This window comes from Bifidobacterium platyrrhinorum (assembly GCF_010667645.1).
Taxonomy (GTDB): domain Bacteria; phylum Actinomycetota; class Actinomycetes; order Actinomycetales; family Bifidobacteriaceae; genus Bifidobacterium; species Bifidobacterium platyrrhinorum.
The window spans coordinates 33,366-59,517 of the sequence record NZ_WHZV01000009.1 but is presented as its reverse complement, the minus strand read 5'-3'; the positions used below and the strand labels follow the sequence as shown (position 1 = coordinate 59,517).

Annotated in this window: 36 protein-coding genes and 1 tRNA gene; 2 read left to right on the top strand and 35 right to left on the bottom strand. The window is 65.6% G+C overall.

Annotation, left to right across the window (positions count from 1 at the left end; genetic code table 11):
- Positions 1-155 precede the first annotated feature (155 nt).
- A complete protein-coding gene (gene infB, locus GFD21_RS09425; RefSeq protein ID WP_163197716.1) occupies positions 156-3,053 on the bottom strand; it encodes a translation initiation factor IF-2 in 2,898 nt (965 codons plus the stop codon).
- Positions 3,054-3,232: 179 nt separating this feature from the next.
- Positions 3,233-4,261: a transcription termination factor NusA gene (nusA, locus tag GFD21_RS09420; RefSeq protein WP_163197715.1), complete on the bottom strand. Its 1,029-nt coding sequence runs from the start codon at positions 4,259-4,261 to the stop codon at positions 3,233-3,235.
- 103 nt (positions 4,262-4,364) lie between these two features.
- Between nusA and GFD21_RS09415 the strand changes: the two genes are divergently transcribed.
- Positions 4,365-5,261: a hypothetical protein gene (locus GFD21_RS09415; RefSeq protein WP_163197714.1), complete on the top strand. Its 897-nt coding sequence runs from the start codon at positions 4,365-4,367 to the stop codon at positions 5,259-5,261.
- A 112-nt stretch (positions 5,262-5,373) separates the two neighbouring features.
- Here GFD21_RS09415 and GFD21_RS09410 read toward each other — a convergent pair.
- The 3 genes from GFD21_RS09410 to GFD21_RS09400 form a co-directional block, all read right to left on the bottom strand.
- Positions 5,374-5,459 (bottom strand) — tRNA-Ser (locus tag GFD21_RS09410).
- Positions 5,460-5,575: 116 nt separating this feature from the next.
- A complete protein-coding gene (locus GFD21_RS09405) occupies positions 5,576-6,376 on the bottom strand; it encodes a transglutaminase family protein (RefSeq protein ID WP_163197713.1) in 801 nt (266 codons plus the stop codon).
- Positions 6,377-6,436: 60 nt separating this feature from the next.
- The gene (locus tag GFD21_RS09400) at positions 6,437-8,620 is read right to left on the bottom strand and encodes a circularly permuted type 2 ATP-grasp protein (protein WP_163197712.1); all 2,184 of its coding nucleotides are present in this window, start codon (positions 8,618-8,620) and stop codon (positions 6,437-6,439) included.
- Between the two features lie 282 nt (positions 8,621-8,902).
- Between GFD21_RS09400 and GFD21_RS09395 the strand changes: the two genes are divergently transcribed.
- Positions 8,903-9,868: a tRNA pseudouridine synthase A gene (locus GFD21_RS09395; protein ID WP_163197711.1), complete on the top strand. Its 966-nt coding sequence runs from the start codon at positions 8,903-8,905 to the stop codon at positions 9,866-9,868.
- Between the two features lie 87 nt (positions 9,869-9,955).
- On the opposite strand, the gene rplQ is transcribed toward GFD21_RS09395, so the two are convergent.
- From rplQ to GFD21_RS09245, 30 genes are all read right to left on the bottom strand, one after another.
- Positions 9,956-10,450 (bottom strand): 50S ribosomal protein L17, encoded by a 495-nt coding sequence (rplQ, locus tag GFD21_RS09390; RefSeq protein WP_163197710.1) that lies wholly within the window; start codon positions 10,448-10,450, stop codon positions 9,956-9,958.
- A gap of 90 nt (positions 10,451-10,540) precedes the next feature.
- Positions 10,541-11,539, bottom strand: coding sequence for a DNA-directed RNA polymerase subunit alpha (locus tag GFD21_RS09385; RefSeq protein WP_163197709.1), 999 nt, complete (start codon positions 11,537-11,539; stop codon positions 10,541-10,543).
- Between the two features lie 79 nt (positions 11,540-11,618).
- Positions 11,619-12,020 (bottom strand): 30S ribosomal protein S11, encoded by a 402-nt coding sequence (rpsK, locus tag GFD21_RS09380; RefSeq protein ID WP_034527262.1) that lies wholly within the window; start codon positions 12,018-12,020, stop codon positions 11,619-11,621.
- An 89-nt stretch (positions 12,021-12,109) separates the two neighbouring features.
- Positions 12,110-12,487 carry a 30S ribosomal protein S13 gene (rpsM, locus tag GFD21_RS09375; RefSeq protein WP_014484255.1) on the bottom strand — a complete coding sequence of 126 codons (378 nt, stop codon included), beginning with the start codon at positions 12,485-12,487 and terminating at the stop codon, positions 12,110-12,112.
- 143 nt (positions 12,488-12,630) lie between these two features.
- Complete coding sequence (gene rpmJ, locus GFD21_RS09370) at positions 12,631-12,744, bottom strand: 50S ribosomal protein L36 (RefSeq protein ID WP_003814578.1); 114 nt, start codon at positions 12,742-12,744, stop codon at positions 12,631-12,633.
- Positions 12,745-12,764: 20 nt separating this feature from the next.
- Positions 12,765-12,983, bottom strand: coding sequence for a translation initiation factor IF-1 (gene infA, locus GFD21_RS09365; protein ID WP_003808114.1), 219 nt, complete (start codon positions 12,981-12,983; stop codon positions 12,765-12,767).
- Positions 12,984-13,179: 196 nt separating this feature from the next.
- Positions 13,180-13,746: an adenylate kinase gene (locus GFD21_RS09360; RefSeq protein WP_163197708.1), complete on the bottom strand. Its 567-nt coding sequence runs from the start codon at positions 13,744-13,746 to the stop codon at positions 13,180-13,182.
- Between the two features lie 84 nt (positions 13,747-13,830).
- On the bottom strand, positions 13,831-15,165 hold the full coding sequence (gene secY, locus GFD21_RS09355) for a preprotein translocase subunit SecY (RefSeq protein ID WP_163197707.1): 1,335 nt from the start codon (positions 15,163-15,165) through the stop codon (positions 13,831-13,833).
- 193 nt (positions 15,166-15,358) lie between these two features.
- A complete protein-coding gene (gene rplO / locus GFD21_RS09350; RefSeq protein ID WP_163197706.1) occupies positions 15,359-15,811 on the bottom strand; it encodes a 50S ribosomal protein L15 in 453 nt (150 codons plus the stop codon).
- A 2-nt stretch (positions 15,812-15,813) separates the two neighbouring features.
- Complete coding sequence (gene rpmD / locus GFD21_RS09345; protein ID WP_055428020.1) at positions 15,814-15,996, bottom strand: 50S ribosomal protein L30; 183 nt, start codon at positions 15,994-15,996, stop codon at positions 15,814-15,816.
- Between the two features lie 3 nt (positions 15,997-15,999).
- Positions 16,000-16,752, bottom strand: coding sequence for a 30S ribosomal protein S5 (gene rpsE / locus GFD21_RS09340; RefSeq protein ID WP_163197705.1), 753 nt, complete (start codon positions 16,750-16,752; stop codon positions 16,000-16,002).
- Complete coding sequence (gene rplR / locus GFD21_RS09335; RefSeq protein WP_163197704.1) at positions 16,749-17,120, bottom strand: 50S ribosomal protein L18; 372 nt, start codon at positions 17,118-17,120, stop codon at positions 16,749-16,751. The genes rpsE and rplR overlap by 4 nt, the downstream gene beginning before the upstream one ends.
- A 1-nt stretch (position 17,121) precedes the next feature.
- Positions 17,122-17,661 carry a 50S ribosomal protein L6 gene (gene rplF / locus GFD21_RS09330; protein WP_163197703.1) on the bottom strand — a complete coding sequence of 180 codons (540 nt, stop codon included), beginning with the start codon at positions 17,659-17,661 and terminating at the stop codon, positions 17,122-17,124.
- A 17-nt stretch (positions 17,662-17,678) separates the two neighbouring features.
- Positions 17,679-18,077 (bottom strand): 30S ribosomal protein S8, encoded by a 399-nt coding sequence (rpsH, locus tag GFD21_RS09325; RefSeq protein WP_163197702.1) that lies wholly within the window; start codon positions 18,075-18,077, stop codon positions 17,679-17,681.
- 91 nt (positions 18,078-18,168) lie between these two features.
- Positions 18,169-18,354: a type Z 30S ribosomal protein S14 gene (locus tag GFD21_RS09320; RefSeq protein WP_003814530.1), complete on the bottom strand. Its 186-nt coding sequence runs from the start codon at positions 18,352-18,354 to the stop codon at positions 18,169-18,171.
- 1 nt (position 18,355) lies between these two features.
- Positions 18,356-18,931: a 50S ribosomal protein L5 gene (rplE, locus tag GFD21_RS09315; protein ID WP_163197701.1), complete on the bottom strand. Its 576-nt coding sequence runs from the start codon at positions 18,929-18,931 to the stop codon at positions 18,356-18,358.
- Positions 18,928-19,263, bottom strand: a complete 336-nt coding sequence (rplX, locus tag GFD21_RS09310) for a 50S ribosomal protein L24 (RefSeq protein ID WP_034527286.1) — start codon at positions 19,261-19,263, stop codon at positions 18,928-18,930. The genes rplE and rplX overlap by 4 nt, the downstream gene beginning before the upstream one ends.
- Before the next feature lies 1 nt (position 19,264).
- On the bottom strand, positions 19,265-19,633 hold the full coding sequence (rplN, locus tag GFD21_RS09305) for a 50S ribosomal protein L14 (RefSeq protein WP_163197700.1): 369 nt from the start codon (positions 19,631-19,633) through the stop codon (positions 19,265-19,267).
- 113 nt (positions 19,634-19,746) lie between these two features.
- On the bottom strand, positions 19,747-20,016 hold the full coding sequence (rpsQ, locus tag GFD21_RS09300; RefSeq protein ID WP_163197699.1) for a 30S ribosomal protein S17: 270 nt from the start codon (positions 20,014-20,016) through the stop codon (positions 19,747-19,749).
- Between the two features lie 2 nt (positions 20,017-20,018).
- Positions 20,019-20,267 carry a 50S ribosomal protein L29 gene (gene rpmC / locus GFD21_RS09295; protein WP_163197698.1) on the bottom strand — a complete coding sequence of 83 codons (249 nt, stop codon included), beginning with the start codon at positions 20,265-20,267 and terminating at the stop codon, positions 20,019-20,021.
- A gap of 1 nt (position 20,268) precedes the next feature.
- Positions 20,269-20,688 (bottom strand): 50S ribosomal protein L16, encoded by a 420-nt coding sequence (gene rplP / locus GFD21_RS09290; RefSeq protein ID WP_055428030.1) that lies wholly within the window; start codon positions 20,686-20,688, stop codon positions 20,269-20,271.
- 6 nt (positions 20,689-20,694) lie between these two features.
- Entirely contained in the window at positions 20,695-21,495 is an 801-nt protein-coding gene (gene rpsC, locus GFD21_RS09285) for a 30S ribosomal protein S3 (RefSeq protein WP_163197697.1), read from the bottom strand.
- 2 nt (positions 21,496-21,497) lie between these two features.
- A complete protein-coding gene (gene rplV / locus GFD21_RS09280; protein WP_163197696.1) occupies positions 21,498-21,857 on the bottom strand; it encodes a 50S ribosomal protein L22 in 360 nt (119 codons plus the stop codon).
- A 15-nt stretch (positions 21,858-21,872) separates the two neighbouring features.
- Positions 21,873-22,151, bottom strand: a complete 279-nt coding sequence (gene rpsS, locus GFD21_RS09275; protein WP_003814508.1) for a 30S ribosomal protein S19 — start codon at positions 22,149-22,151, stop codon at positions 21,873-21,875.
- Between the two features lie 15 nt (positions 22,152-22,166).
- Positions 22,167-22,997, bottom strand: a complete 831-nt coding sequence (gene rplB / locus GFD21_RS09270; RefSeq protein WP_163197695.1) for a 50S ribosomal protein L2 — start codon at positions 22,995-22,997, stop codon at positions 22,167-22,169.
- Between the two features lie 36 nt (positions 22,998-23,033).
- Entirely contained in the window at positions 23,034-23,330 is a 297-nt protein-coding gene (gene rplW, locus GFD21_RS09265; RefSeq protein ID WP_163197694.1) for a 50S ribosomal protein L23, read from the bottom strand.
- A gap of 5 nt (positions 23,331-23,335) precedes the next feature.
- Positions 23,336-23,992, bottom strand: a complete 657-nt coding sequence (gene rplD, locus GFD21_RS09260; RefSeq protein ID WP_163197693.1) for a 50S ribosomal protein L4 — start codon at positions 23,990-23,992, stop codon at positions 23,336-23,338.
- A gap of 6 nt (positions 23,993-23,998) precedes the next feature.
- Positions 23,999-24,649: a 50S ribosomal protein L3 gene (rplC, locus tag GFD21_RS09255; protein WP_163197692.1), complete on the bottom strand. Its 651-nt coding sequence runs from the start codon at positions 24,647-24,649 to the stop codon at positions 23,999-24,001.
- A 17-nt stretch (positions 24,650-24,666) separates the two neighbouring features.
- On the bottom strand, positions 24,667-24,975 hold the full coding sequence (rpsJ, locus tag GFD21_RS09250) for a 30S ribosomal protein S10 (RefSeq protein ID WP_003808013.1): 309 nt from the start codon (positions 24,973-24,975) through the stop codon (positions 24,667-24,669).
- 323 nt (positions 24,976-25,298) lie between these two features.
- Positions 25,299-26,135 (bottom strand): YwiC-like family protein, encoded by an 837-nt coding sequence (locus GFD21_RS09245; protein WP_318643759.1) that lies wholly within the window; start codon positions 26,133-26,135, stop codon positions 25,299-25,301.
- Between the last annotated feature and the right edge of the window lie 17 nt (positions 26,136-26,152).

Below are 26,152 nucleotides of genomic sequence, written 5' to 3'. Positions count from 1 at the left end.
ATGACTCGGCCCCCTCTCGGGAGCGGGGCTCCCGGCATCGCCGGGTAGGGGAGGGACCGACGGAACCGCCGTCGATCCCTCCCCCAGTCATCCTGGGATGACAGTCCCCTCGTCGGAGGGGGCCGGGCCTCACCTGGGTGAGGCGGTTGCCTGCACTACTTGCGCTCGACCTCGCGCATCTCGAAGGTCTCGATGATGTCGCCGAGCTCGATGTCGTTGAAGGTGCCGAGGTTGATGCCCGCCTCGTAGCCTTCCTTGACGGACTGCACGTCGTCCTTGAAACGACGCAGCGAGGAGATCTCCAGGTCGTTGACCGTGGCGACGCCGTTGCGCAGGATACGGCACTTCGTGCCGCGCTTGACCTCGCCGTCCTGCACCATGACGCCGGCGATGTTGCCGAACTTGGAGGAGCGGAAGATCTCGCGGATCTCGGAGTGGGAGGTGACGACCTCCTCGTATTCCGGCTTGAGCATGCCCTTGAGGGCCGCCTCGATGTCCTCGATGGCCTTGTAGATGATCGAGTAGTACTTGATCTCCACGCCTTCGCGGTCGGCGAGGTCCTGCACCTGGCGGTTCGGACGCACGTTGAAGCCGATGATGACGGCCTTGTCGACCGTGGCAAGGTTGACGTCGTTCTGCGTGATCGCGCCGACGCCGCGGTGGATGACCTGGATGCCGACCTCGTCGGACACCTCGATCTTCATCAGGGAGTCCTCGAGCGCCTCGACGGAGCCGGAGGAATCGCCCTTGATGACGATGTTGAGCATGTCCACCTCGGACTTGGCGAACTGCTCCTTGAGGGACTCGAGGGAGACGATCTTGCGGCGCTTGGCCAGCTGCGCGGCGCGCTCGGTGGCCTGGCGCTTCTCGGCGATCTGGCGGGCCGTGCGGTCGTCGCCGGCGACCAGGAACAGGTCGCCCGCGGTCGGCACGGAGGTCAGGCCCAGCACCTGGACGGGCGTGGACGGGCCGGCCTCCTTCATGTGCTTGCCGTTCTCGTCGAGCATGGCGCGCACGCGGCCGTACGAGGTGCCGGCCACGATGGCGTCGCCCACGTGCAGGGTGCCCTGCTGGACGAGCACGGTGGCCACGGCGCCGCGGCCCTTGTCGAGGCGGGCCTCGACGGTGGCGCCGCGCGCGTCCATGTCCGGGTTCGCGCGCAGGTCGAGCTCGGCGTCGGCGGTGAGGAGCACCGCCTCGAGGAGCTTGTCCACGTTGATGTTCTGCTTGGCGGAGATGTCGACGAACATGGTGTCGCCGCCGTACTCCTCCGGAACCAGGCCGAACTCGGTGAGCTGGCCGCGCACCTTGTCCGGGTTGGCGCCCGGCTTGTCGATCTTGTTGACCGCCACGACGATCGGCACGTGGGCCGCCTGGGCGTGGTTGATGGCCTCGACCGTCTGCGGCATGACGCCGTCGTCGGCGGCGACCACGAGGATCGCGACGTCGGTGAGCTCGGCGCCGCGGGCGCGCATGGCGGTGAACGCCTCGTGGCCCGGGGTGTCGAGGAACGTGATCTTGCGCTTCTCGCCCTCAAGATCGACGGTCACCTGGTAGGCGCCGATGCGCTGGGTGATGCCGCCGGCCTCGCCCTCGATGACGTTGGTCTTGCGGATGGTGTCGAGCAGTCGGGTCTTGCCGTGGTCGACATGGCCCATGACGGTGACGACCGGCGGACGCGGCTTGAGGTTCTCGTCCTCCTGCAGCTCCTCCTCGTCCAGGTTGATGTCGAACTGCTGGAGCAGCTCCTTGTCCTCCTCCTCGGCGGAGACGATCTGGATGTTCCAGCCGATCTCCTCGCCCAGGATCTGGAAGGTGGACTCGTCGAGCGACTGCGTGGCCGTGGCCATCTCGCCGAGATGGAACATCACGGTGACGAGGGCCGCCGGATTGACGTTGATCTTCTCCGCGAGATCCGCCAGGGACGCGCCCTGACGCAGGCGGATGGTCTGGCCGTTGCCGCGCGGGATGCGCACGCCGCCGATGGTCGGCGCCTTGATCTCCTCGTACTCCCTGCGCTTCGCCAGACGGTTCTTACGCGCCTTGGAGCTCTTGCCGCCCTGACGGCCGAAGGCGCCCGCGGCGCCGCCGCGACCGCGGCCGCCGCCGCGCGCGGGGCCGTTGCTCGGACCGCCGTTGTTCTGGAAGCCGCCGGTGCCGGTGCCGGAACGGAAACCGCCGCGCTGGCCGCCGGCCTGCGCGCCGCCCTGGCCCGGACGGTTATGGCCCCACTGGCCCGGACGCGGGGCGCCGCCCTGGCCCGGACGGCCGTTGCGGAAGCCGCCGCGCTGGCCGCCACGGCCGCCGCGACCGCCGTTGCGGCTGTCGTTCACGGTCGGGCGCGCCATCGGATGAGGACGCGGGATGTCGCCGGGCGTGGGCGTGTGCATGCCCTGCTTGCGGCTGAACGGGTTGTTGCCCGGACGCGGGCCCGGGGTATGCGGGCGCTGGGCGCCTTCCTGGCCCGGACGCGGCGCCTGCTGGCCGCGCTGGTTGTTGTGCGGGCCCGGCTGGGGCGTGGGACGGCCCTGGCCGGACTGGGGCCCGCGGCGCTCGCCCTGCGGGCGAGGCGCGGACGGACGGGCGCCCGGACGGCCCTGGGGACCCGGACGATGGCCCTGCTGGCCGGGCTGGCCCTGGCCGTGATGTTGCGGACGTTCGCCGTGCTGGGCGGGACCCGGCTGCGCGGACTGCTGGTGCTGGCCCGGGCGCGGGGCCGCGGGACGGGCGCCCGGAACCGGGGCGGGATGCTGTTCGTTACGCTGCGCACGCTCGCCGCCATGCTGCTGGCCGGGGCGCGGCGCGGACGGACGGGGGCCGCGCGGGGCCGCGGGACGGGCGCCGCCCTGCTTGCCGCCGTTGCCGGACTGACCGCCGTTGGCGTTGTTGCCGCCCTGGTTGGCGAAGGCGGTCTTCAGTTTGCGAACCACCGGGGGTTCGACCGTGGAGGAGGCGGACTTGACGAACTCCCCCATATCCTTGAGCTTCTCCAGCACCGTCTTGCTGTCGACGCCAAGGGCCTTGGCAATTTCATAAACGCGTGGTTTCGCCACTACTTGTTCTCCTATCTGCGACCACGCGTCGGCGCGGTCAAATATCGAAGACGACGAGCCTGTTCATCGTGCGACCATGATCGTGTATTCCTCGTTCTTCGGCCGGGCATGCTTACGCCCGGCATACCGCACCAAGCATACTCAGTACGCTGGATGTGGGCACGCCGGGCGCGAAACGTTCACTGGCCCTGTTCGGCGACCTTCTTGGCGTGGGCCTCGGCGGACTCGATGCCGATCTTCCAACCGGTGAGCTTGGCGGCCAGACGCGCGTTCTGGCCCTCCTTGCCGATGGCCAGCGACAGCTGGTCGTCATGGATGAAGGCGATGGCGGTCTTGTTCTTCTCGCTGATCACCTGCACGCCGGTCGCGACGGCCGGGCTCAGGGCGGAGGCGACGAACTTGGCCGGATCGTCGGAGTAGTCGACGATGTCGATCTTCTCCGGTCCGAGGTTCTCCATCACGGCGCGCACGCGGGCGCCGCCGGGGCCGATGAGCGCGCCCTTCGGGTTCACGCCATCGGTGTTGGCCTTGACCGCGATCTTGGTGCGGGCGCCCGCCTCGCGGGCGATCGCCATGATCGACACGGCGCCGGACACGAGCTCCGGCACCTCGCGCTCGAACAGCTTGCGCACCAGTTCCGGGTGGGAGCGGGAGACGATGATCTCCGGGCCCTTGAGGCCGCGGCCCACGTTGACGACGTAGACGCGCAGACGCTCGCCGTGGCGGTAGCGCTCGCCCGGCACCTGCTCGCGGCGGGGCAGGATGGCCTCGACGTCCCCGACGGCGATGTGCACGTTGGAGGGGTCCTTCACATCCTGCTGGACGATGCCGGTGATGAGCTTGCCCTTCTGGCCGGAGAACGCGCCGAACACGCGTTCGTCCTCCGCACGGCGGAACAGCTGGGTGATGACCTGGCGCGCGGTCGCCGCGGCGAGACGGCCGAAGTCCTTCGGGGTGTCGTCGTATTCCTCGCCGAGCGTGGGGGCCGGGTGGGGGTCCTCCTCGGTGGGCGTGCCCGGAATCTCGTCGGCCGCCCACACGGTGAACGTGCCGGCGCGGTCGTCAAGCTCGACGCGGGCGTGCTTCGCCGCATGCGGGGTCTTGAGATAGGCGAGGCGCAGCGCCTCAGCGAGCGCCCCGTCGAGCGCCTCCGGGTCGATTCCTTGCTCGGCTGCGAGCTTGTGCATTCCTGCCAGGTCCAGTTCCATTGTCGCAAGACCTCCCTTGGGTTCAGTTATACGGCGCTAGGGCCCATATGGTCATAGTCGGTGTCTACTCTACTGTTTTATGCAGACACTTCGGGATTCAGCCGTGGGCGCAGCCGCGCCGTCTCGCCTCGCGCCCCGCCTCGTCGCGTCGGCCGCGGCCGTCGCGATGGCCCTGTCGCTCGCGGGATGCACGGCGCCGCATCTCGAATCGCTCAACGCGGACGCCTCGAAACCCGGCACCTGCGAGAGCGCCTACCTGTCCGCTTCGGCCGGCAGCGGCGCCGCGGCCGCGTCGAGCCCGCTGATGATGCGTTATCTGGCCGCGCGCACGGCGGCCGACGCGTGGATCACCGTCGCCTCCTCCTGCACTTCGCGCTTCGCCGAGGGCGCGATGCGCTCGGCGCAGGCGTCGTACCGGGCGCAGACGCTCGGCACCCGGCTCGGCGCGCCCGATACGCCGACGCCGTCGTCCGTCGACTACGGCGAGGTCGTGCACCTCGACGTCGACCGGGACGCGCTCGACGCGATGTCGCTGGCGGAGGACCGGGCCGGGTTCGGTCTCGAGGTGCTCGCCGCGCGCGGAGTCGCGAACGCCACGCTGTCCGCCTCCGACAACCACAAGACCGCGGCCCAGCGGCTGTTCTCGCTGTCCGGATCGGACAAGGACCCGCGCAGGAAGGTGTATGCGGTCGACCGGCTCATCGCCCACCCCGACGTGATCGCCGACCCGGCGACCGGCGTGACGGCGAACACGGTGGCCGTCATCGAGATGAACTGCGCCCGCGCCTATCTCGACGCGTTGGGCGGCGACGAGGACGCCGACGCGGATGCGGCAGGCGGTTCCGCGGCATCGGACGACGCCGTCACCGGCTCCTCCCCCACCAAGGCCGTCGCCGCCTCGACGAAATCCCTCGACTGGCTGGCCCGCATGGCCTCCGCCCGGGCATGGCACGCCATGGAGCTCGGCTACCCCACCGCCGACGCGCTCCTGTTCGACTGACGGGCCGGGCCGTATCGGGTGCCGGAACGGCATCGATGCATCACGGGCCCGGCATACGTGACATGCGGAATATACGAAAAGGGCTCCGGGATCACCCGAAGCCCTTGCATCGCGGATGAAGCGAGATTCGAACTCGCGGAGGGGTTCGCCCTCACACGCTTTCGAGGCGTGCTCCTTAGACCGCTCGGACATTCATCCATTCGTCGCGTGAAAACGCAACCTGTTCATTATAACCCTGATCGCGGAATACGCAACCGGGCGCGTCGCACGGGGCGGCGGGCGGCCATGGGGCGACGGGCGTAGCGCGCGGCCCGCTACAACGCCTGCTCGTGCACCGAGGCGTTGACCCACTGGCTCTGCTGGACGTTGTATCCGGAGAAGATGCCGATGTCGAGCATGCAGTCGCGGTAGTCGCGCCCGTGCGCGATGGTGATGTAGTTGTCGTCGACCATGCGGTTGTGGGTCGGGTCGAGGCCGATCCACCGGCCGTTGTGGTAGATCTCCACCCACGCGTGCGTGGCGCCCTCGCCGCCCAGGAGCCCCGCGATGTAGCGCGCGATGAGACCGCAGTGGCGCGCCACGGACAGCATCACGTGCGCGTAGTCCTGGCACACGCCCTTGCGCTGCTCCAACGCCTGCTCGGCGGTGGTGCGGATCGTCGTGGAACCGGGCGTGTACACGAACGCGCGGAACACCTCGTCCATGATCTCGCGCGCCTTGTCGATCGGCGAGGCGCTGTCCGGCAGCGCGGCGAGACGGCCGCGGCACACGGCCGTCAGCGCCTCGACCGCGGGCCCCGGGATGGTCAGCGCGGAGTCGAAACGGTACAGCGGCTTGTAGATCTCCGGCTTGATGTGCGCGTTGTCCACGAACGCGATGCCCGTCACCTTGTAGTTGAACACGTCGTGCGGTTCGGGGATGTAGCCGGTCTTCACCACCGAATCGAACGAATCGATGGTGGTCTCCAGATCCACATCCGGCTCGATGTCGATCTCCACGTCCACGACCTGCTGGCGCGGGCCGGTGGCGGGGATGCACCGCAGCTGGAAGCGATGGTCCGTGACCGGCGAGCTGAAGCTGAGCTTCATCTCATAATCAAACACCAGTTTCTTCATGCTTCGGGCTCCGGGAAAGTGGACACATACTTCCTTCCCACCTTACCAGTGTGAGCCCCGTCACGGTCGGCGCGCGTCCATGTTCATCGAGTTCAGTGAGCCGCCGTCCTTGTGGTCGCCCTGGATGGACCGACGGCCGAAATCGCTCAGGAACTCCTGCAGACGCCCGTTGAGCTCCGGGTATCCTCGCTGCGGCAGCTGGCCGAGCAGCCAGCTCACGCCCTCGGCGAAGCACTGCGGCAGAGGCATGCCGTCCAGCGCGTGCGCATAGGTCTCGAGCTTGCGCAGGGGGGCCTCCATCTCCGTCATCGGCATGCCGAAGCGCGTGTACAGGTCGATGCGCTCGATGTACTTGCCGATGAAGATGAACGCCTTGAGCGTCATGTCGGCGGCGGAATTCTCGATGCCGCCCCAGAAGGCGAGCATGTCGTCGGCCACGTCGCGCTGCGTGTAGATGTCCTCCGAGCTGGCGGAGCGTTCGGCCGCGTCGGTGATGTTCGTCATCGCGAGCTCCACGTACTGCAGCAGACGCGAGCTCAGTTCCGGGCGCAGGATCACCGCGTTGTTGAACGCGGAGACGATGGCGGAACGCACCGAATCCGGGTTCGTGCCGTCGTACAGGAACGAGTGGATGAACGTGTCGAAGTCCTCGAAGTCCTCCGGAAGGTCGAGCGCCCGGGCGAACGGACGGAACGCGTCCGGGTTCTCGTCCATCACGCGGTCGTAGAACGGGAAGAACTGGACGAGCGTGGTGAACGCGCGTTCGGTGTAACGGCCCAGCCAGTACAGGTTGTCCGCCTTGGAGGCGGTGACGAGCTGCAATGCGTGCTTGCGCGCGTGCGGCATGAGGCTCACCGATTCGATCTCCGAACCACGCGCGAAGCCCTTGCTGCCGTCGGACGGGGCGAGCACCCACGTGTCCTTGAAGCCGCCGCCCTGCGAGGAATTGACGATCATCTGGCCGGGCACCGACGAGTAGCGGGTCAGGCCCGAATACCACACATGCGTGTTCTGCCCGGTCACGACGAACGCGCGCAGGTCGCACTTGCGGGGGCTCCTCTCCCCCGTGGCCGGGTCGACCACGTCGATGTCGCGGAACTGGATGATCTCCTGCGCGATGAACCGGCGCGGATCGGTCTTGATCCTGTCGGCGAGCTCCTCGCGCTTCGCCTTGTCGAGGTCGCGTCCGAAGACCACGCCGTAGCCGCCGGCCTCCGCCACGTCCTTGATGACGAGCTCGCCCATGCGGTCGAGGACCTCCCTGCGGTCCTTCTCGAACATCGGCATGTAGGTGGGCGCATTGTGCAGGATCGGTTCCTCGTTGAGGTAGTACCTGATCATGCGCGGCACGAAGTAGTAGATGGCCTTGTCGTCGGCGGCGCCGTTGCCGGGCGCGTTGACGATCGCCACGTTGCCGGCTCGGTAGGCGGACAGGAGGCCCGGCACGCCGATCACCGAATCGGGGTTGAACGCGAACGGGTCGAGGAAGTCGTCGGCGAGTCGGCGGTAGACGACGCCGACGCGATGGCGGTTGCCCGCGTAGTCAAGGAAGAACAGCTTGTTCTCGACGACTTCGAGGTCCTCGGGGAAGGCGAGCGTCGCCCCGGTCTTCTCCGCCAGGTACGCGTGCTCGAAGAACGCGGAGTTGTAGCGTCCCGGCGTGAGCACCACGGCGATGCCTTCGGTGGAGACGAAGTCCATCGACTTGCGCAGCAGACGCGGGTAGTCGCGGTTGTCGCGCACGTGGATCTCACGGAACAGGCGCGGGTTGGTGCGGCGTTCGATGTCGCGCGCGAACAGCGGGTAGCTGGCGCCCGACGGGATGCGCAGGTTGTCCTCGAGCACCCACCAGCGTCCGTCCTCGCCCTGCACGAGATCCTCGCCGGCGATGTGCGCGAACACGCCGCCGGGAGGCGTCACGCCGTTGACCTGCGGGTAGTAGCCGGCCGACGTGTACACGAACTCCTCGGGCACGACGCCGTCATGGATGATGCGCTTGTCGGAGTAGATGTCCTTGAGGTAGGCGTTCAGCGCGTTGACGCGTTGCTTGAGGCCCGCCTCCAGTTCGTCGAACTCGTCGGATTCGATGATGCGCGGGATCGGATCGTAGGGGAACAGGCGGTCCTTGTACACGCCGTCCTTGTACACGCCGAACCGTACGCCGTTGCGGCTCAGTTCGCGGTTGATTCCTTCGCGTCGCGCCACCAGTTCCGCCGCAAGCCTGCTCGCCGCCGATTCGATCATCGTGCCACTTTCCTTGTGAGTGTTCCTGTTTCGTACCCGATTCACCGTAGGAAGGACCGGTTTCGGCAAACGCGCGCCAATGTTACGAACACGTCACCGCATCGGCGGATAGTACGGAGATCGGCCCATTGCTCCGTAAGTTCCGCCGCTTACATCGTCTCAGCGGCGGATTCCACGGAGATCGCGGTCATCCTCCGTGGAATCCGCCGCCAAGGCATCATCAGTCATGTCGATCGCCCCGTCGATCCGCCGCATCGGCGCGCGTCCGTATACTCGGTGCCTATGACGGCTATGACACGACTGCGCATCGACCTCGCATACGACGGCGGCGGCTTCTACGGGTGGGCCACGCAACCCGACATCCGCACCGTGCAGGGCACCATCGAGGATGCCCTGCACAAGGTGCTGCGCGTGCCCGAACACGATCCGGACGAACCGTTGCGGCTCGTCGTCGCCGGACGCACCGACACCGGCGTCCACGCCAGCCATCAGGTGTGCCATCTCGACATCACGGAACCGACGCTGGAACGCGCGGTCGGGCACATGAAGGCGCCGGCGGTCACCGCGCTCGAACATCGTCTGCAGCGTCTCCTGCCGACGGACATCACGATCCATCGCGTATCCGTCGCGCCGGACGGCTTCGACGCACGCTTCTCGGCACTGGAACGCACCTACGTGTACCGGATCGCCGACCGTACGGGCGAGGTCGATCCGCGCCTGCGCGGCTGCGTGCTGCATATCGACGACACGCTCGACCTGGAGGCGATGAACCGGGCGGCGGCGATGACGCTCGGACTGCATGATTTCGGCTCGTTCGCCACGCCGAATCCGGGAGGCACGACGATCCGCGAGGTGAAACGCGCCTCCTGGGCTCGCGTCCCGTCGCGCCCGCTGGTTCCGGTGCACGGCGTCGTCACGGCGCAAGGTACCGCCGACTCACACGACGGCGATGACGCGACGACCGGCTATGTGACGCCGACGCTGGAATCCGGTCTCGTGTGCTTCACGATCGTCGCGGACGCGTTCGCGCGCAATATGGTGCGCTCGCTCGTCAACGCGTGCGTGGCGGTGGGCATCGGCAAACGCGACCTCGACTGGTTCGCCGGCAAGATGGCCGTGCCGAAGCGCGAGGGATCCACCGGGCCGATCGCGCCGCAGGGACTGACGCTGGAGCATGTCGCCTACCCACCGGATAGCGAGCTCGCCTCGCGCGCCGAAGCGATCCGCGCGGTGCGCACGTTGCCGTGACACAAAAGAGTGCGTACGCGAAAGGGGTCGGGAACCCGCATGGATTCCCGACCCCTTGTCGGTGTTGAGTCAGCTGACGCTAACGGCTCACTCGGCCTGCTCGGCCGGGGCCTCGGTGGCCTCCGCCGGAGCTTCCGCAGCCGGAGCCTCGGCGACCGGGGCCTCGTCCTCGGCGGACTTGGCGGCGGCTTCGGCTTCCTTCACGACGGCCTGCTTCTTGCTCACCGGCTCGGTGACGAGCTCGATGATCGCGGCCGGAGCGGCGTCGCCCTTGCGCGGGGCGATCTTCACGATGCGGGTGTAGCCACCCTCACGCTGCTCCATCTGCTCGGCGATCTGGGTGAACAGCACGTGCACGACGGACTTGTTGCGGATGACGCGCATCACGCGACGGCGGGAGTGCAGATCACCGCGCTTGGCGAAGGTGATCAGGCGCTCGGCCAGCGGACGAAGGCGCTTGGCCTTCGGCAGCGTGGTGACGATGCGGCCGTTCTGGAACAGGCTGGTGGCCATGTTCGCGAGCATCAGGCGCTCGTGCGCCGGGCTGGAGGCCAGACGCGGGCCCTTCTTGGGTGTGGGCATAGTAACTCCTTAAGTCAGGCCGGTTCAGGTGGGCAGAGGCCCGAACATCCGAACCGGTCGGACGGTTGGTCGAATGCGGCTAGCGGGTTCTCACTCGTCTTCCGGCGAGAAGAAGGTGCCGCCTTCGAGATTGTTGGTGTCGAAGCCGCCGAGCGGGGAGGCCTTCAGGGACATGCCCAGGGACTGGAGCTTCTCCTTGACCTCGTCGATCGACTTCATACCGAAATTGCGGATATCGAGCAGATCCTGCTCAGTGTGGGAGACCAGCTCGCCGATGGTGTGGATACCCTCGCGCTTGAGGCAGTTGTAGCTGCGCTGCGTGAGGTTGAGATCCTCGATCGGCACGGCGAGTTCGGGGTTGGACTCCTCCGCCACCGGGGCGGGGCCGACCTCGACGCCTTCGGCCTGGGTGTTGAGCTCACGGCACAGGCCGAACAGCTCCACCAGGGTGGAACCGGCGGACGCCACCGCATCGCGCGGGGAGATGGCCGGCTTGGTCTCCACGTCCAGGATGAGCTTATCGAAGTCCGTGCGCTGTTCCACACGGGTCGCCTCGACCTTGTAGCTCACCTTGAGCACCGGGGAGTAGATGGAATCAACCGGGATGCGGCCGATTTCGTCATTGTCCTGCTTGTTCATCGCCGCCGGGACGTAGCCACGGCCGCGCTCGACGGTGAACTCGATCTCGAGCTCGCCGTCCTCCGCGAGGGTGGCGATGTGCATGTCCGGGTTGGCGATGGTCACGCCGGCCGGCGGGGTGATGTCACCGGCGGTGACCTCGCCCTTGCCGCTCTTGCGCAGATACATCACGACGGGTTCGTCGTACTCGCTGGTGAGCACGATGCCCTTCACGTTGAGCAGGATCTCAGTCACGTCCTCCTGGACGCCCGGCAGGGTGGTGAACTCGTGCAGGGCACCGGAGATGCGCACCGAAGTCACAGCGGCTCCCGGAATCGAGCTCAGCAGGGTGCGGCGCAGCGAGTTGCCAAGCGTGTAGCCGAAGCCCGGTTCGAGCGGCTCGATGGTGAAGCGGGAGCGCTGGGGGTTCAGCGATTCCTCGGTAAGAGTCGGACGCTGTGCAATAAGCACTGTGGTATCCTTTCAGCTTTTGACCGGTGGTGCACTCACCGGGCCAACAGCGGGTTGGATGAATATTGTCTAGTAGTGCTCAGACGCGACGACGCTTCGGGGGACGAACGCCGTTGTGCGCTTGCGGGGTGACGTCGGTGATGGAACCGACCTCGAGTCCGGCGGACTGCAGGGAACGGATCGCGGTCTCACGGCCGGAACCCGGGCCCTTGACGAACACGTCGACCTTCTTCACACCGTGCTCCATCGCCTTGCGGGCGGCGGACTCGGCGGCCATGCCGGCGGCGTACGGCGTGGACTTGCGGGAGCCCTTGAAGCCGACGTCGCCACCGGACGCCCAGGACACAACCGCGCCGGACGGATCGGTGATCGAGATGATCGTGTTGTTGAAAGTGGACTTGATGTGAGCCTGACCGACCGGGATCGACTTGCGATCGCGGCGACGAGCGGGCTTACGAGCGGCTTGCTTAGGCGCTGCCATTGACCCTCGTTTCCTAGTAACGAATTTGTTTGCTTGGGGTTGTGGCCCGGGCGATGGGTGTTACCCCGTGGCCCGAACCGATGCCACTACTACTTGGTGGCCTTCTTCTTTCCGGCGACCGTGCGCTTCGGGCCCTTGCGGGTGCGGGCGTTGGTCTTGGTGCGCTGGCCGCGCACGGGAAGTCCCTTGCGGTGACGCTGGCCCTGGTAGCAGTTGATCTGAATCTTGCGACGGATGTCCGCGTCGATTTCACGGCGCAGATCGCCCTCGATCTTGTAGTTGGCCTCGAGGTAGTCACGCAGCGTGATCAGCTGCTCGTCGGTGAGATCCTTGACGCGAATGTCCGGGTTGATACCGGTCGCGGCAAGCGTTTCCTTGGCGCGAGTGCGGCCCACACCGAAGATGTAGGTGAGGGCGATCTCGATGCGCTTCTCATTGGGGATGTCGACTCCGGCAAGACGTGCCATTGCGATTCCTTCTTGTTGACGTAGGTCTTGCACCCACTCGTCCGGTTGTCCGGCACGGGCCTACGTACCCGTGGTTCAGTGTCGTTCCCTTGCGGGAAGCACTGTGATTGAGTGCCTGATTATTGCCGCTGGAGAATCTGCTCTCAGCCCTGACGCTGCTTGTGGCGGGGGTTGGTGCAGATCACCATGACGCGGCCGTGACGACGGATCACGCGGCAGTTCTCGCAGATCCTCTTCACACTAGGGCTGACCTTCATGGTTATCCTTTGCTTGTACCTTACTTGTAACGGTACGTAATGCGTCCGCGGTTGAGATCGTACGGGCTCATCTCGAGCACCACGCGGTCCTGCGGGAGGATGCGGATGTAGTTCTTCCGCATCTTGCCGGAGATGGTGGCCAGCACGATGTGCTTGTTCTCGAGTTCGACGCGGAACATCGCGTTGGGCAGTGCTTCCACCACCTGACCTTCGACTTCAATCACACCGTCTTTTGCCATGAGCTCCCGGCTTCCGTTCGTTGGTTGCATTACATGTGGTGCATACGAAGACACACCAAACTTTAAGAATACACGCAAGCCGGACGAAATAGACACTCGGCGTGTCATTTCGTCCGGCTTGCGTGTTTCGTGGTATACGCGTGCGCGCGACGACCGGCGCGTGCCCGGGACCCGGGAGCGCCGCCGTCCGCTATGCTCAGCGGGCGTCGAGCGCGGCGACGATGTTCTTCTGGATCTCGTCGATCTCGCCGACGCCGTCGATGGCGACCAGCTGGCCGCGGGACTTGTAGGTGTCCAGCAGCGGGGCGGTCTCCTTGGCGTAGGTGGCGAGGCGCTTGGCGATGGCCTCCGGGTTGTCGTCGGTGCGGCCCTGCTCCTCGGCGCGCTTGGCGATGCGCTGCATCAGCACGTCGCGGTCGGCGTCGAGCGCGACGACCGCGTCGAGCGGGGTGCCGAGCTCGGCGAGGATGGCGTCCAGCGCCTCGACCTGGGAGGCGTTGCGCGGGTAGCCGTCGAGGATCCAGCCGTTCCTGGCGTCCTCCTGGGCGAGGCGGTCCTTGACGATGGAGTTGGTCAGCTCGTCCGGCACGAGTTCGCCCTTGTCCGTGTAGGCGATGACCTTGAGGCCCAGCTCGGTCTTGCCCTTGATGTTGGCGCGGAAGATGTCGCCGGTGGAGATGGCGGGGATGCCGTAGTGCTCGGCGAGCAGCGCGGCCTGGGTGCCCTTGCCCACGCCCTGGGGGCCCATGATGAGAAGACGCATGATGGTGTCCTTCGTGTGGTGGTTGGTTTGTTGGGAAAAACGAGGGGCTCCCCGCGGCCGGTGTCGGTCGCGGGGAGCCGTCGGTCAGCCTTCCTTGTGGTCGGTGTTCTCGAACAGGAAGCCGGTGTACTGGAACTGCTCGGTCTGGGCCTTGGCCTGACGCAGGGTGTCGAGGCCGACGCCCGCGATGATCAGGATGGTGGTGCCGCCGAACGGCAGCTTGGTGTTGAGGCCCAGCGCCATGATCAGGACGGTCGGGATGAGCGCCACGAACAGCAGGTAGACGGCGCCGACGGTGTTGAGTCGGTTCATGACGTAGCTCAGGTAGCGGCTGGTGGCGTTGCCGGCGCGGATGCCGGGGATGAAGCCGCCGTACTGCTTCATGTTGTCGGCGGTCTCGTCCGGGTTGAACGTGATCGACGTGTAGAAGAAGCAGAAGAACACGATCATCAGCGCGTACAGGGCGATGTACCACACGGAGGTGGTGTCGGCCAGGTTGCTGTTGATCCACTTGACCCAGCTCTGGTCGGTCTTGCCGAACTGCGCGATGAGGGTCGGGATGGCGAGGATCGAGGAGGCGAAGATCGGCGGGATGACGCCGGACATGTTGATCTTCAGCGGCAGGTAGGTGGAGGAGCCGCCGTACATCTTGCGGCCGATCATGCGGCGCGTGTACTGCACCGGGATGCGGCGCTGGCACAGCTCGACGAAGTCGACGAAGATGAGGATGACGACGAGCACGGACACGACGATGGCGAACTTGGTCCAGTCGCCGTCGGTGCCGTTGGTGCCCCAGCCGATCTCCCACAGCTGCGGCAGGAAGCCGGAGCAGATGGACATGAAGATGAGCACGGACATGCCCTGGCCGATGCCCTTGTCGGTGATGAGCTCGGCCATCCACATGATCAGGCCGGTGCCGCCGGTCATGATGAGCACCATGACGATGAGGTTCCACACGGAGCCGTCGGGGATGACCTGGGAGCAGGCGTAGTTGAACAGCGCGCCGGAACGGGCGGTGACGAGGATGGTGGTGGACTGCAGCACCGCCAGGCCGATGGTGAGGTAACGGGTGTACTGGGTCAGCTTGGCCTCACCGGACTGGCCCTCCTTGTGCAGCGCCTCGAAGCGCGGGATGACCACGCGCAGCAGCTGCACGACGATGGACGCGGTGATGTACGGCATGACGCCGAGCGCGAAGATCGACAGTTGCAGCATGGCGCCGCCGGAGAACAGGTTCACCAGTCCGATGAAGTTCTCCTGGCTGCCCTGCAGGGGCGCCACGCACTTCTGCACGACGGTGTAGTCCACGCCCGGGGTGGGGATGAACGATCCGATGCGATAGATGATGATGATGAACAGGACGAAGAGGATCTTCTTCCTCAGTTCCTTCGTCCTCAGGGCCTGGATTAACGTCCTCACCTGGATTCCTCCCTATGCCGCGCCCCACGGCGCGATACAACACATGCTCGTTTTGAACGCTAACGCACGAGCATATCCCATCGTGCCTACTTCAGGCATGGCACGGCTCATAAACGTCGCTAAAACACGATTGACCCCCTCGCCGGGCATCCGGCAAGGGGGTCAATCATCGATTCACCTCACGGGGACCGAATCAGTCCTCGGAGACGCTGCCGCCGGCGGCCTCGATCTTGGCCTTGGCGGAAGCGGAGGCCTTCACGCCCTTGAGCGTGAACGCGACGGTGAGCTCACCGTCGCCCAGGACCTTCACCGGGGCGTTGCCGCGAACGGCGCCCTTGGCGACCAGGTCCTCGGCGGAGACCTCGCCACCCTCCGGGAAGAGCTCGACGAGTCGCGCGATGTTGACGACCTGGAACTCGACCTTGAAGGGGTTCTTGAAGCCACGGAGCTTCGGCAGGCGCATGTACAGCGGGAGCTGGCCGCCTTCGAAGCCAGGACGCACGTTGGTGCGCTTGGTCTGGCCCTTGGCGCCGCGGCCCGCGGTCTTGCCCTTGGAGCCCTCACCACGGCCAACGCGGATACGGTCCTTGTTGGCGCCCGGGGCGGGCTTCAGGTCGTGCATCTGCAGGATTTCGTTGTCTGCCATAATCAGTCGACCTCCTCGACGGTGACCAGGTGGCGAACGACGTTCACCAGACCGCGGTTGGCCGGGGTGTCCGGACGGACAACGGTCTTGCCGATCTTGTTCAGACCGAGGGTCTGAGCGGTGGCACGCTGCTTGGGCGTACGGTTCACGAGACCGTGGTGGAGCGTGATCTTCAGGTTAGCCATGTATCACTCACCATCCTTAGCTTCGGCGGCCTTGGCGGCCTGGGCTTCTTCACGGGCCTTGCGGGCCTCGGCGATGCCGGCGGCGCGGGCGCGCAGCAGCGCGTCCGGGGCGACTTCCTCGAGGGACAGGCCACGGCGGGCGGCGATCTCCTCCGGCTCCTCAAGCTGCTTGAGGGCGTCGACGGTCGCACGCACCATGTTGATCGCGGTCGGCGAACCCATGGACTTGGTCAGCACGTCGGTGATGCCGGCGCACTCCATGACGGCGCGCACCGGGCCGCCGGCGATAACGCCGGTACCGGGGGCGGCCGGACGCAGCAGGACGGTGCCCGCGGCGTCGTGACCGATCACCGGGTGGGTGACGGTGCCGCGGACGCGCGGCACGCTGAACATGTGCTTCTTGGCGTCCAGCTGGCCCTTGGCGATGGCGGCCGGGACCTCACGGGACTTGCCGTAGCCGACACCCACGGTGCCGTTGCCGTCGCCGACCACCACGAGGGCGGCGAAGCTGAACGTACGGCCACCCTTGTGGGTCTTGGACACGCGGTTGATCGTCACGACGCGATCGAGGAGCTCATCGCCCTTGTTCTCTTCGCGGCGGTTGCGACGCTCGCCACGGCGGCCTTCGCCACGGCGACCGCCACGGCGGCCGCCACGACGCTCGTCGTTGGCGTTGGCGTTGTTCTCGTCAGCCGGAGCAGCCTGAGTGTTCTGAGTTTCTTCAGCCACTTGGGTTTCCTTCATTTCTTCGCTCACAGTGCCAGACCTCCCTCACGGGCGCCTTCGGCGACAGCGGCGACACGGCCGGTGTACTTGTTGCCACCACGGTCGAACACGACAGCCTCGATGCCGGCGGCCTTGGCCTTCTCGGCCACGAGCTCGCCGACCTTCTTGGCGGCCTCGACCTTGGTGCCCTCGAAACCGGCGAACTCGGCGGTCAGGGTCGACGCGGAGACCAGGGTCACGCCCTTGGTGTCGTCGACGATCTGGGCGACCATGTGGCGGTTGGAACGGGTGACCACCAGGCGCGGACGCTCGGCGGTACCGGTGATGTGCTTGCGGATGCGGGCGTGACGACGCAGGCGCGCAACCTTCTTGCCCTTACCGAAAATAGTGACGCTCATATCACTTACCAGCCTTTCCAGCCTTGCGCAGAATATGCTCACCGGCATACTTGACGCCCTTGCCCTTGTAGGGTTCCGGAGCGCGCAGCTTGCGGATGTTGGCGGCAACCTGACCGACCATCTGCTTGTCGGTGCCCTCGACGACCACGTGGGTCGGGTCGGTCACCTTGAGCGTGATGCCTTCCGGCGGGTTGACGGTGATGGTGTGGGAGTAGCCGAGGAAGAACTCGATGCCCTTGCCCTTGGCGACGGCGCGGTAACCGGTGCCGACGATCTCCAGGGTCTTGGAGTAGCCGTCGTGCACGCCCTTGACCATGCCGGCCATGATGGAGCGGGCCAGACCGTGCTTGGCACGGGTCGGACGCAGGTCGTCGGCCGGGGTGACGATGATCTCGTTGCCCTCGACGGCGGCGGTGATGCCCTCCGGCAGGACGTAGGAATCGGAGCCCTTGGCGCCCTTGGCCTCGAAGTTCTGACCGTCGATCTTGACCTCAACGCCAGCGGGGATGGCGATGGGGAGCTTACCAATATGCGATGCCATGTGTCAGCTCTCCTTTCTCACCACACGTAGGCGACGATCTCGCCGCCGATGCCTCGGTCGAGGCATTCCTTCTGGGTCAGCAGTCCCGACGAGGTCGAGATGATCGCGATGCCGAGGCCACCGAGCGGCATCGGCAGGGAGTCGGACTTCGCGTAGCGACGCAGGCCCGGCTTGGAGATGCGCTTGATGCCCTGGATGGAACGCTCGCCGTTCGGGCCGTACTTGAGGGTGACCTCAAGGGTCTGGCCGACCTTGGCGTCCTTGGCGGTGTAGTCCTTGATGAAGCCTTCGCGCTTCAGGATCTCCGCGATGTTCTTCTTGAACTTGGAGTACGGCATGTCCACGGTCTCGTGCTTCGCCGCGCTCGCGTTACGCAGACGCGTAAGCATGTCTGCGATCGGATCTGTCATTGTCATGTGGGCTTATGCCCTTTCTCGCCGTGGTTTCCGCCGCCGGCTCCCCTGGGGCTCCAGGAGAGCTACAGCCGCGGACCTTCAGCGTCGATGTTTACCAACTGGACTTCGTAACGCCGGGCAGCTCGCCGCGGTGGGCCTTCTCGCGAAGGCAGATGCGGCACAGGCCGAACTTGCGGTACACGGAATGGGGACGACCGCAGACCTGGCAACGCGTGTAGGCGCGCACCTTGAACTTCGGCTTGCCGGCCGCCTTGTTCTTAAGAGCGGTTTTTGCCATATCAGTTCTCCTTGAAGGGGAAGCCGAGGTGCTTGAGCAGCGCGTAGGCTTCCTTGTCGTCCTTGGTGCTGGTCACCACGGTGATGTCCATACCGCGCTGGTGATCGATCGAATCCGGATCGATCTCGTGGAACATGGACTGCTCGGTGAGGCCGAAGTTGTAGTTGCCCTGGCCGTCGAACTGGTGGCCGTTGATGCCGCGGAAATCGCGGATGCGCGGCAGCGCCATGGTCAGCAGACGATCGAGGAACTCCCACATGCGGTCGCCACGCAGGGTGACGTACGCGCCGATGGCCTGGCCCTCACGCAGGTGGAACTGCGCGACGGACTTCTTGGCCTTGGTGATCTTCGGCTTCTGGCCGGTGATCAGGGTGAGGTCCTTGACGGCGCCTTCGATGAGCTTGGAGTCGCGAGCGGCGGCACCGACACCCATGGAGACGACGACCTTCTGGACGCGAGCGACCTGCATCGGGTTGGAGTACTTGAACTCCTTCTCGAGCTCCGGGATGATCTGCTCGTTGTACTGCACCTTCAAGCGCGGGGTGGCCGGCGCTTCGACGGTAGTGGTGTCGGTCATGCCAGCTCCTTTCCGGACTTCTTGGCGACGCGCACGCGCACGGTCTTCACCTTGCCGTCACGCGCCTCTTCCTTCACGATCACGCCCACGCGGGTCGGCTTGCCGGTCTCCGGGTCGATGACCATCACGTTGGAGCGATGGATCGGCGCCTCGACGGAGACGATGCCGGCCTGCTGGCCCTGCTGGGTGGCGCGCACGTGCTTCTTGACGATCTGGACGCCTTCGACGATCAGACGGTCGTTGGGCAGGACGCGAAGCACCTTGCCCTCCTTGCCGCGGTCCTTGCCGCGGATGACCTTCACCTGGTCGCCGCTCTTGATCTTGGCTACCATGTCAGATCACCTCCGGGGCGAGGGACACGATGCGCATGAACTTCTTGTCGCGCAGCTCACGAGCGATCGGTCCGAAGATACGAGTGCCCTTGGGTTCACGGCCGGAGCCGAGAATCACCGCGGCGTTCTCGTCGAACTTGATGTAGGAGCCGTCGACACGACGGGACTCCTTGACGGTACGGACGACGACGGCCTTGACCACGTCACCCTTCTTGACCGATCCGCCAGGGATCGCGTCCTTGACCGAGGCGACGATGACGTCGCCCAGGCCGGCATAGCGTCGCTTCGAACCACCGAGCACGCGGATGGCAAGGAGTTCCTTGGCACCCGTGTTGTCGGCGACATGAAGCCGCGTTTCCTGCTGAATCATTGATTCTCCTTAGCCGAGCTGGTTCTCCCCGCACACCGGGCGCGGCGGATAGACGCACAGAACATCTATCTAACCGCGCCCGGTGGACGGCGAGCCTTGCCGAACTTATTTTTTTACTTGGCGCGCTCGATGATCGACTCGAGGCGCCAACGCTTGGTCTTGCTCAGAGGACGAGTCTCCATGATACTCACGAGGTCGCCAATGTGCGCCTCGTTGTGTTCGTCATGGGCCTTGACCTTCTTGGTGGTGCGGACGACCTTGCCGTACAGCGGGTGGGTCGAACGCTTCTCGAGCTCCACGGTGATGGTCTTGTCCATCTTGTCGGACACGACATAGCCGCGGCGAACCTTGCGGAAGTTGCGCTCCTGCTGCTCTTCAGCCATGATCACTGCTCCTTAGCTTCTGCGGCCGGCTCGGTGGTGATGCCAAGCTCGCGCTCGCGCAGCACGGTGTACATGCGGGCGATGTCGTGCTTGACGGCCTTGAGACGGGCCGTGTTCTCGAGCTGACCGGTGGCGGACTGGAAGCGCAGGTTGAACAGCTCTTCCTTGGACTTCTTCAGGAAGTCCTCGATCTCCGCGTTGGTCTTCTCATTGAGGTTCTTGATGGAGTACTCTTCGGTTCCGACTGCCATATCAGATGTCACCGCCTTCACGAGCAATCACACGGCACTTCATGGGGAGCTTGTCGATGGCGCGGCGAAGGGCTTCCTTGGCGACGTCCTCGGACACACCACCGATCTCGAACATGACGCGACCGGGGTGGATGTTGGCGATCCAGAACTCAGGCGTACCCTTACCGGAACCCATTCGGGCGCCGAGCGGGTGCTTGGTCAGGGGGCGATCCGGGAAGATCGTGATCCACACGCGGCCACCACGCTTGATGTAGCGGGTCATGGCGATACGCGCGGCCTCGATCTGGCGGTTGGTCACGTAGGCCGGGGCCAGCGCCTGGATGCCGTAATCACCGAAGTTGATCTCGTTGCCGCCCTTGGACATGCCAGAACGCACGGGGCGGTGCTGCTTGCGGTACTTGGTCCTCTTTGGGATAAGCATTCTTGCTCACTCCTTCGTTTCCGTGGCAGCGGGAGCCTCGGCGGCCTCGGCCTTGGGGGCCTCGGCGTTGCGGGCGGCACCGGCGTTACGGTTGCCACGGCGCGGACGGCGATCGCCGCGACGGCCGGGACGGTTGTTCTGCTGGGCCTGCTGCTCTTCGAACTCACGTTCGGTCATGTCGCCCTTGTAGATCCAGACCTTGACGCCGATGCGGCCGTAGGTCGTCTTGGCCTCGAAGAAGCCGTAATCGATGAGGGCGCGGAGGGTCTGCAGCGGAACGCGGCCCTCGCGGTAGAACTCGGAACGGCTCATTTCCGCACCGCCGAGACGGCCGGAGAGCTTGATGCGGATGCCCTTGGCGCCGGCGCGCATGGCGTCCTGCTGGGCCTTGCGCATCGCACGGCGGAAGGTGACGCGGTTGGTCAGCTGCTCCGCGATGCCCTGAGCGACGAGCTGGGCGTCCAGCGCGGCGTTCTTGACCTCGAAGATGTTGAGCTGGACCTGCTTGCCGGTCAGCTTCTCGAGCTTGGCGCGGACCTTCTCGGCCTCGGCGCCGCGGCGGCCGATCACGATGCCCGGACGGGCGGTGTGGATGTCGACGCGGACGCGGTCGCGGGTGCGCTCGATGACGATCTTGCTCACGCCGGCGCGCTCGAGGTCCTTGTTCATCTCCTTGCGGATCTTGTCATCCTCAAGGACGAAGTCGCTGTAACGCTCGCCGACCTTGTTGGAATCGGAGAACCACTTGGAACGGTGGTTTTCGGTGACGCCCAGGCGGTAGCCAAAGGGATTGATCTTCTGACCCATCTTTAGCGGTTTCCTTCCTTGTTGGCGACGACGACCGTGATGTGGGAGGTGCGCTTGTTGATACGAGCGGCACGGCCCTGGGCACGAGCGCGGAAACGCTTCAGCGTCACGCCCTCGTCCACGTAGGTCTCCTTGATGACGAGGTCATCCTCTCGGAACGGCTCGCCGGCCTTGTCGGCCTTGACGCGCGCGTTGGCGATGGCGCTCTCGAGGACCTTGCGAACCGGCAGGGACGCGTCCTGGGGAGCGAACTTGAGGATGGTGATGGCTTCGGTCGCCTGCTTGCCTCGGATGAGGTCGACCATGCGGCGAGCCTTGCGCGGCGTCACGCGGACGTGACGAGCGATTGCTTTAGCTTCCATAAGTCATTCTCTCCTTTAGCGGCGGGCCTTCTTGTCGTCCTTCACGTGACCCTTGAAGGTCTTCGTGGGGGCGAACTCACCGAGCTTGTGGCCGACCATCGCCTCGGTGACGAACACCGGGACGTGCTTGCGACCATCGTGGACAGCGAACGTGTGTCCGATGAAGTCAGGGGTGATCATCGAACGGCGGGACCACGTCTTGATGACGTTCTTGGTGCCCTTCTCGTTCTGCTCGTCGACCTTCTTCTGCAAGTGGGCGTCGACGAAGGGGCCCTTCTTGATGCTACGAGTCATCTCTTCGAATCTTCCTTACTTGCGGTTCTTGCCATTCGGACGACGACGAACGATCATCTTGTTCGAAGCCTTCTTCGGACGACGGGTACGAACCTCGCCCTTGCCCCACGGGGAAACCGGCGGCTTGCCACCGCGGGTACGACCGCCGTGCGGGTGGTCGACCGGGTTCATGGACTCACCACGGGTGATCGGGCGCTTGCCCATCCAACGGGCGCGGCCGGCCTTGCCGAGCTGCACGTTGGCGTGGTCCTCGTTGCCGACCTCGCCGACGGTCGCGCGGCAGCGCGCGTCGACGTTGCGGATCTCGCCGGACGGCATACGCAGCTGGGCGTAGGCGCCGTCCTTCGCGACGAGCTGCACGGCGGCACCGGCGGAGCGGGCGATCTTGGCGCCGCCCAGCGGCTTGAGCTCGATCGCGTGCACGATGGTACCGGTCGGGATGTTGCGCAGCGGCAGGTTGTTGCCCGGCTTGATGTCGGCCTGGGCGCCGGTCTCGATGACGTCGCCCTGCTTGATGCCCTTCGGCGCGATGATGTAGCGCTTCTCGCCGTCCGCGTAGTGCAGGAGGGCGATGTTGGCGGTACGGTTCGGGTCATACTCGATGTGGGCGACCTTGGCCGGCACGCCGTCCTTGTCCCAGCGACGGAAGTCGATGAGACGGTACTGGCGCTTGTGGCCGCCGCCGCGGTGGCGGGAGGTCATACGGCCGTAGGAGTTGCGACCGCCGGTCTTGGACAGCTTGCGAACCAGCGACTTCTCAGGCGTGGAACGCGTCAGTTCGGAGAAGTCCGAGACGGACGCGTTACGGCGGCCTGCGGTCGTCGGCTTATAAACGCGGATAGCCATAATGTAGTTCTTCCTTTAACTTTTCTCGGCTAGCCTTCAGTTACCGAAGATGTCGATGGTCTGGCCCTCGGCCACGGACACGATGGCGCGCTTCTCGGCCACGCGACGGCCGAAGCCGGTGCGGGTGCGGGTGCGCTTGCCCTCGCGGTTGAGGGTGTTGACCTTCGTCACCTTGACGTTGAAGATCTGCTCGATAGCCTGCTTGATCTGCACCTTGTTCGCGTTCGGGGCCACCACGAAGGTGTACTGGCCACGATCGGAAGCGGCGTAGCTCTTCTCGGACACGACGGGCTTGATGATGATGTCGTGAGCCGGCTTGTGAATAGCGACCATGAAAATCAGGCCTCCTTCTTGGTCTTCGCCGCCACGAAGGCCTCGAAGGCCTCCTTGGTGAAGACGACGTACTGCGCGGTCACCACGTCGTACGTGTTGAGCTGATCGACGAAGATCGGGTGAACGTTCGGAAGGTTGCGCACGGACAGCCACTCGTTGATCTGGTCGCGGGTGAACGCGATGGTCGCGAACTTCTCGCCGATGACCGGCTTGAGCGCGGCGACGGCGGCCTTGGTGGACGGGGTCTCACCGATGCCGAAGTCGACGACGGCCACACGACCGGCGTTGGCGCGGTCGGACAGCACGTACTTGAGGGCGGCGGCCTTCATCTTCTTGGGGGTGCGCTGGGTGTAGTCGCGCGGCTGCGGGCCGAACACGACGCCACCGTGGTACCACTGCGGAGCGCGGGTCGAGCCCTGACGAGCGCGGCCGGTGCCCTTCTGCTTCCACGGCTTCTTGCCGCCACCGGAGACGTTGGCGCGGGTCTTGGTCGCGTGGGTGCCCTGACGGGCGGCGGCCAGCTGCGCGATGACGACCTGGTGGATCAGCGGGATGCGGGACTGGACCTCTTCGGCGGAGAAGCCGAAGAGCTCGGCCGGGGCCTCGACGGAGCCGGCGGCCTGACCCTGGGGATCAGTGACGTTCAGAGTAACGTTTGCCATGGTTTATCAGGCTCCCTTCACTGCAGAACGGACGAGAACGATGCCGCCCTTCGGGCCCGGGATGGCGCCCTTGATGGCGAGGATGCCGTTCTCGACATCCGCGGAGACGACGGTGAGGTTCTGCGCGGTGGAGGTCACATGACCCATGCGGCCAGCCATGCGCTTGCCCTTGAGAATACGGCTCGGAGTGGCGCACGCGCCGACGGAGCCGGGGCGACGCTCGTTCTTGTGGGAGCCGTGGGTACGGCGGTAGGACTTGAAGCCCCAACGCTTGATGGTGCCGGCGAAGCCCTTGCCCTTGGTGGTGCCGGTCACATCGACCTCGGCGCCCTCGGCGAAGACCTCGGCGGTCAGCTCCTGGCCGACCTCGTACTCGACGGCGTTGTCCTCGCGCACCTCGACGAGGTGACGACGCGGGGTGACGCCGGCCTTGGCGAAGTGGCCGGCGAGCGGCTTGGTCACCTTGGTCGGGTCGATCTGGCCGTAGCCGATCTGGACGGCGGTGTAGCCGTCGGTCTCCGGGGTCTTGATGGCGGTGACCACGTTGGTGGACACATCCACGAGCGTGACGGGCACGAAGAAGCCGTTCTCGTCCCACACCTGCGACATGCCGAGCTTCTTGCCCAGCAGCGCCTTGCGATCCTTATGTTGCGACATAGCGGTCCCCTCCTCCCTTACAGCTTGATCTCGATGTTGACGTCCGCAGGCAGATCGATGTGCATCAGGGAATCCACGGCCTTGGGGGTCGGGTCCACGATGTCGATCAGACGCTTGTGAGTGCGCATCTCGAAGTGCTCGCGGGAATCCTTGTACTTGTGAGGAGAACGGATAACAACAAAAACGTTCTTCTCGGTCGGCAGCGGAACGGGGCCAACAACAGTTGCGCCCGCGTTCGTCACCGTTTCGACGATCTTCTTCGCCGATTGGTCGATGACCTCGTGGTCATAGGACTTAAGCCTGATGCGGATTTTCTGTCCCGCCATTGCCGTCCGCCCTTTCTAGCGATTCGTGTACTGGTTTCCAGCCTGCTTGTAAGGGCACCGGCGCGCATGGCCTCCCTTGGACATACGTCCTCTGGCGGTCATCCGACATCAGTGCACGGCACCTCGGACCGCTTGGACGATCCGCCGGCCCGTGCTCGCTTTGTTATTTCCAATGTGCGAGCCCAAATCAGGCAACTTGAGTATCTAATCACCGGGGTTGGACGAGGACGCACCCGCGACACGCCGTCACCGTATAGGGCGGATTCCCTCTGACGAGGAAGCTGTCGTGCGAAGCACGACCGAGGGAGGGATAGCCGGAGTCACTACGCCGCCGTCATCGCCGGCACGGCGACGAAGACCAGCAGGCTGGAGACCATCTCGACCATGCCGACGACGACCGGTCTGACGCGGCGCCGCGATCCGATCCACGGCAATGCGATCGCACGCGCCAGCAGCCAGGCCGACACGAGCTCACCCCACATGAGCGGCGACGGAATCCATGACCCGTCGTCCATGCCGACCGCCGGCAGGAAGGAGCCGATCCGCCACGTGACGCCCGCGAACAGCGCCGCATGCCACGCGATCGACGCGACGAGGTACGCGCGGCTCCCCCGTTCGCGGATCATCGTCTTGACGAACAGCACCGAGCCGAACTGCGTCACCGCGAACACGGCCGAGATCATCACCGCCGTGGACGGCATCATCACGTGCAACGGATTATGCGCACCATACGGGGCGACGACCGTCGCCATCAGCGACGAGGCGATCACGGCCACCGCGTTGCCCCACAGGCTGCGTTCCTTCCGCAGCCATGCGGCGAGGAACGAGAGCGCGGCAAGCACGACATACACGGGAGCCCAGCGCAGTATGCCCGGATTCACGACGACGAACGGCACGCCAAGCACGGCCAGCGCCGCCCCGTAGTCGGCCACCGGCATCCGGTACCGCCGTGCGAACCGGGATTTGAGCCACCTGGCCGCGGCGAACTGCACGCAATAGCACAGCGCCCACAGGACGACCAGCCATACGGAATAAGGAGTCGGCCCGCCCGCGACGAATCCGGCCAGGGCGGGCGCGAGCGCCATCACCCACGCGCCCGGCTGGTCGGGAATCCAGTCCCGGACCCGGGAGGGACGGGGATTCGCCGCCCGGGGCCGCACGGAACCGGAATTCACCG

Excerpts from the sequence above, each read along its gene's own strand:
- rpsQ (WP_163197699.1), bottom strand. The coding sequence starts at position 20,016 with ATGGCTGAAGAGCAGCAGGAGCGCAACTTCCGCAAGGTTCGCCGCGGC.
- rplQ (WP_163197710.1), bottom strand. The coding sequence starts at position 10,450 with ATGCCCACACCCAAGAAGGGCCCGCGTCTGGCCTCCAGCCCGGCGCAC.
- GFD21_RS09400 (WP_163197712.1), bottom strand. The coding sequence starts at position 8,620 with ATGATCGAATCGGCGGCGAGCAGGCTTGCGGCGGAACTGGTGGCGCGA.
- rplP (WP_055428030.1), bottom strand. The coding sequence starts at position 20,688 with ATGCTTATCCCAAAGAGGACCAAGTACCGCAAGCAGCACCGCCCCGTG.
- rpmD (WP_055428020.1), bottom strand. The coding sequence starts at position 15,996 with ATGGCTAACCTGAAGATCACGCTCCACCACGGTCTCGTGAACCGTACG.
- rplX (WP_034527286.1), bottom strand. The coding sequence starts at position 19,263 with ATGGTAGCCAAGATCAAGAGCGGCGACCAGGTGAAGGTCATCCGCGGC.
- rplW (WP_163197694.1), bottom strand. The coding sequence starts at position 23,330 with ATGGTCGCTATTCACAAGCCGGCTCACGACATCATCATCAAGCCCGTC.
- rplO (WP_163197706.1), bottom strand. The coding sequence starts at position 15,811 with ATGGCAGACAACGAAATCCTGCAGATGCACGACCTGAAGCCCGCCCCG.
- rpsC (WP_163197697.1), bottom strand. The coding sequence starts at position 21,495 with ATGGGTCAGAAGATCAATCCCTTTGGCTACCGCCTGGGCGTCACCGAA.
- rpsS (WP_003814508.1), bottom strand. The coding sequence starts at position 22,151 with ATGACTCGTAGCATCAAGAAGGGCCCCTTCGTCGACGCCCACTTGCAG.
- nusA (WP_163197715.1), bottom strand. The coding sequence starts at position 4,261 with ATGGAACTGGACCTGGCAGGAATGCACAAGCTCGCAGCCGAGCAAGGA.
- GFD21_RS09360 (WP_163197708.1), bottom strand. The coding sequence starts at position 13,746 with ATGCGTCTTCTCATCATGGGCCCCCAGGGCGTGGGCAAGGGCACCCAG.
- GFD21_RS09395 (WP_163197711.1), top strand. The coding sequence starts at position 8,903 with ATGACGGCTATGACACGACTGCGCATCGACCTCGCATACGACGGCGGC.
- rplE (WP_163197701.1), bottom strand. The coding sequence starts at position 18,931 with ATGACCGACACCACTACCGTCGAAGCGCCGGCCACCCCGCGCTTGAAG.
- rplB (WP_163197695.1), bottom strand. The coding sequence starts at position 22,997 with ATGGCTATCCGCGTTTATAAGCCGACGACCGCAGGCCGCCGTAACGCG.
- GFD21_RS09405 (WP_163197713.1), bottom strand. The coding sequence starts at position 6,376 with ATGAAGAAACTGGTGTTTGATTATGAGATGAAGCTCAGCTTCAGCTCG.
- rplR (WP_163197704.1), bottom strand. The coding sequence starts at position 17,120 with ATGAGCGTCACTATTTTCGGTAAGGGCAAGAAGGTTGCGCGCCTGCGT.
- GFD21_RS09320 (WP_003814530.1), bottom strand. The coding sequence starts at position 18,354 with ATGGCAAAAACCGCTCTTAAGAACAAGGCGGCCGGCAAGCCGAAGTTC.
- rplV (WP_163197696.1), bottom strand. The coding sequence starts at position 21,857 with ATGGAAGCTAAAGCAATCGCTCGTCACGTCCGCGTGACGCCGCGCAAG.
- rplF (WP_163197703.1), bottom strand. The coding sequence starts at position 17,661 with ATGGCATCGCATATTGGTAAGCTCCCCATCGCCATCCCCGCTGGCGTT.
- rpmJ (WP_003814578.1), bottom strand. The coding sequence starts at position 12,744 with ATGAAGGTCAGCCCTAGTGTGAAGAGGATCTGCGAGAACTGCCGCGTG.
- infA (WP_003808114.1), bottom strand. The coding sequence starts at position 12,983 with ATGGCAAAAGACGGTGTGATTGAAGTCGAAGGTCAGGTGGTGGAAGCA.
- rpsM (WP_014484255.1), bottom strand. The coding sequence starts at position 12,487 with ATGGCACGTCTTGCCGGAGTCGACATCCCCAATGAGAAGCGCATCGAG.
- rpmC (WP_163197698.1), bottom strand. The coding sequence starts at position 20,267 with ATGGCAGTCGGAACCGAAGAGTACTCCATCAAGAACCTCAATGAGAAG.
- rpsJ (WP_003808013.1), bottom strand. The coding sequence starts at position 24,975 with ATGGCGGGACAGAAAATCCGCATCAGGCTTAAGTCCTATGACCACGAG.
- rpsH (WP_163197702.1), bottom strand. The coding sequence starts at position 18,077 with ATGACAATGACAGATCCGATCGCAGACATGCTTACGCGTCTGCGTAAC.
- rpsK (WP_034527262.1), bottom strand. The coding sequence starts at position 12,020 with ATGGCAGCGCCTAAGCAAGCCGCTCGTAAGCCCGCTCGTCGCCGCGAT.
- rplN (WP_163197700.1), bottom strand. The coding sequence starts at position 19,633 with ATGATTCAGCAGGAAACGCGGCTTCATGTCGCCGACAACACGGGTGCC.
- rplC (WP_163197692.1), bottom strand. The coding sequence starts at position 24,649 with ATGTCGCAACATAAGGATCGCAAGGCGCTGCTGGGCAAGAAGCTCGGC.
- rplD (WP_163197693.1), bottom strand. The coding sequence starts at position 23,992 with ATGGCAAACGTTACTCTGAACGTCACTGATCCCCAGGGTCAGGCCGCC.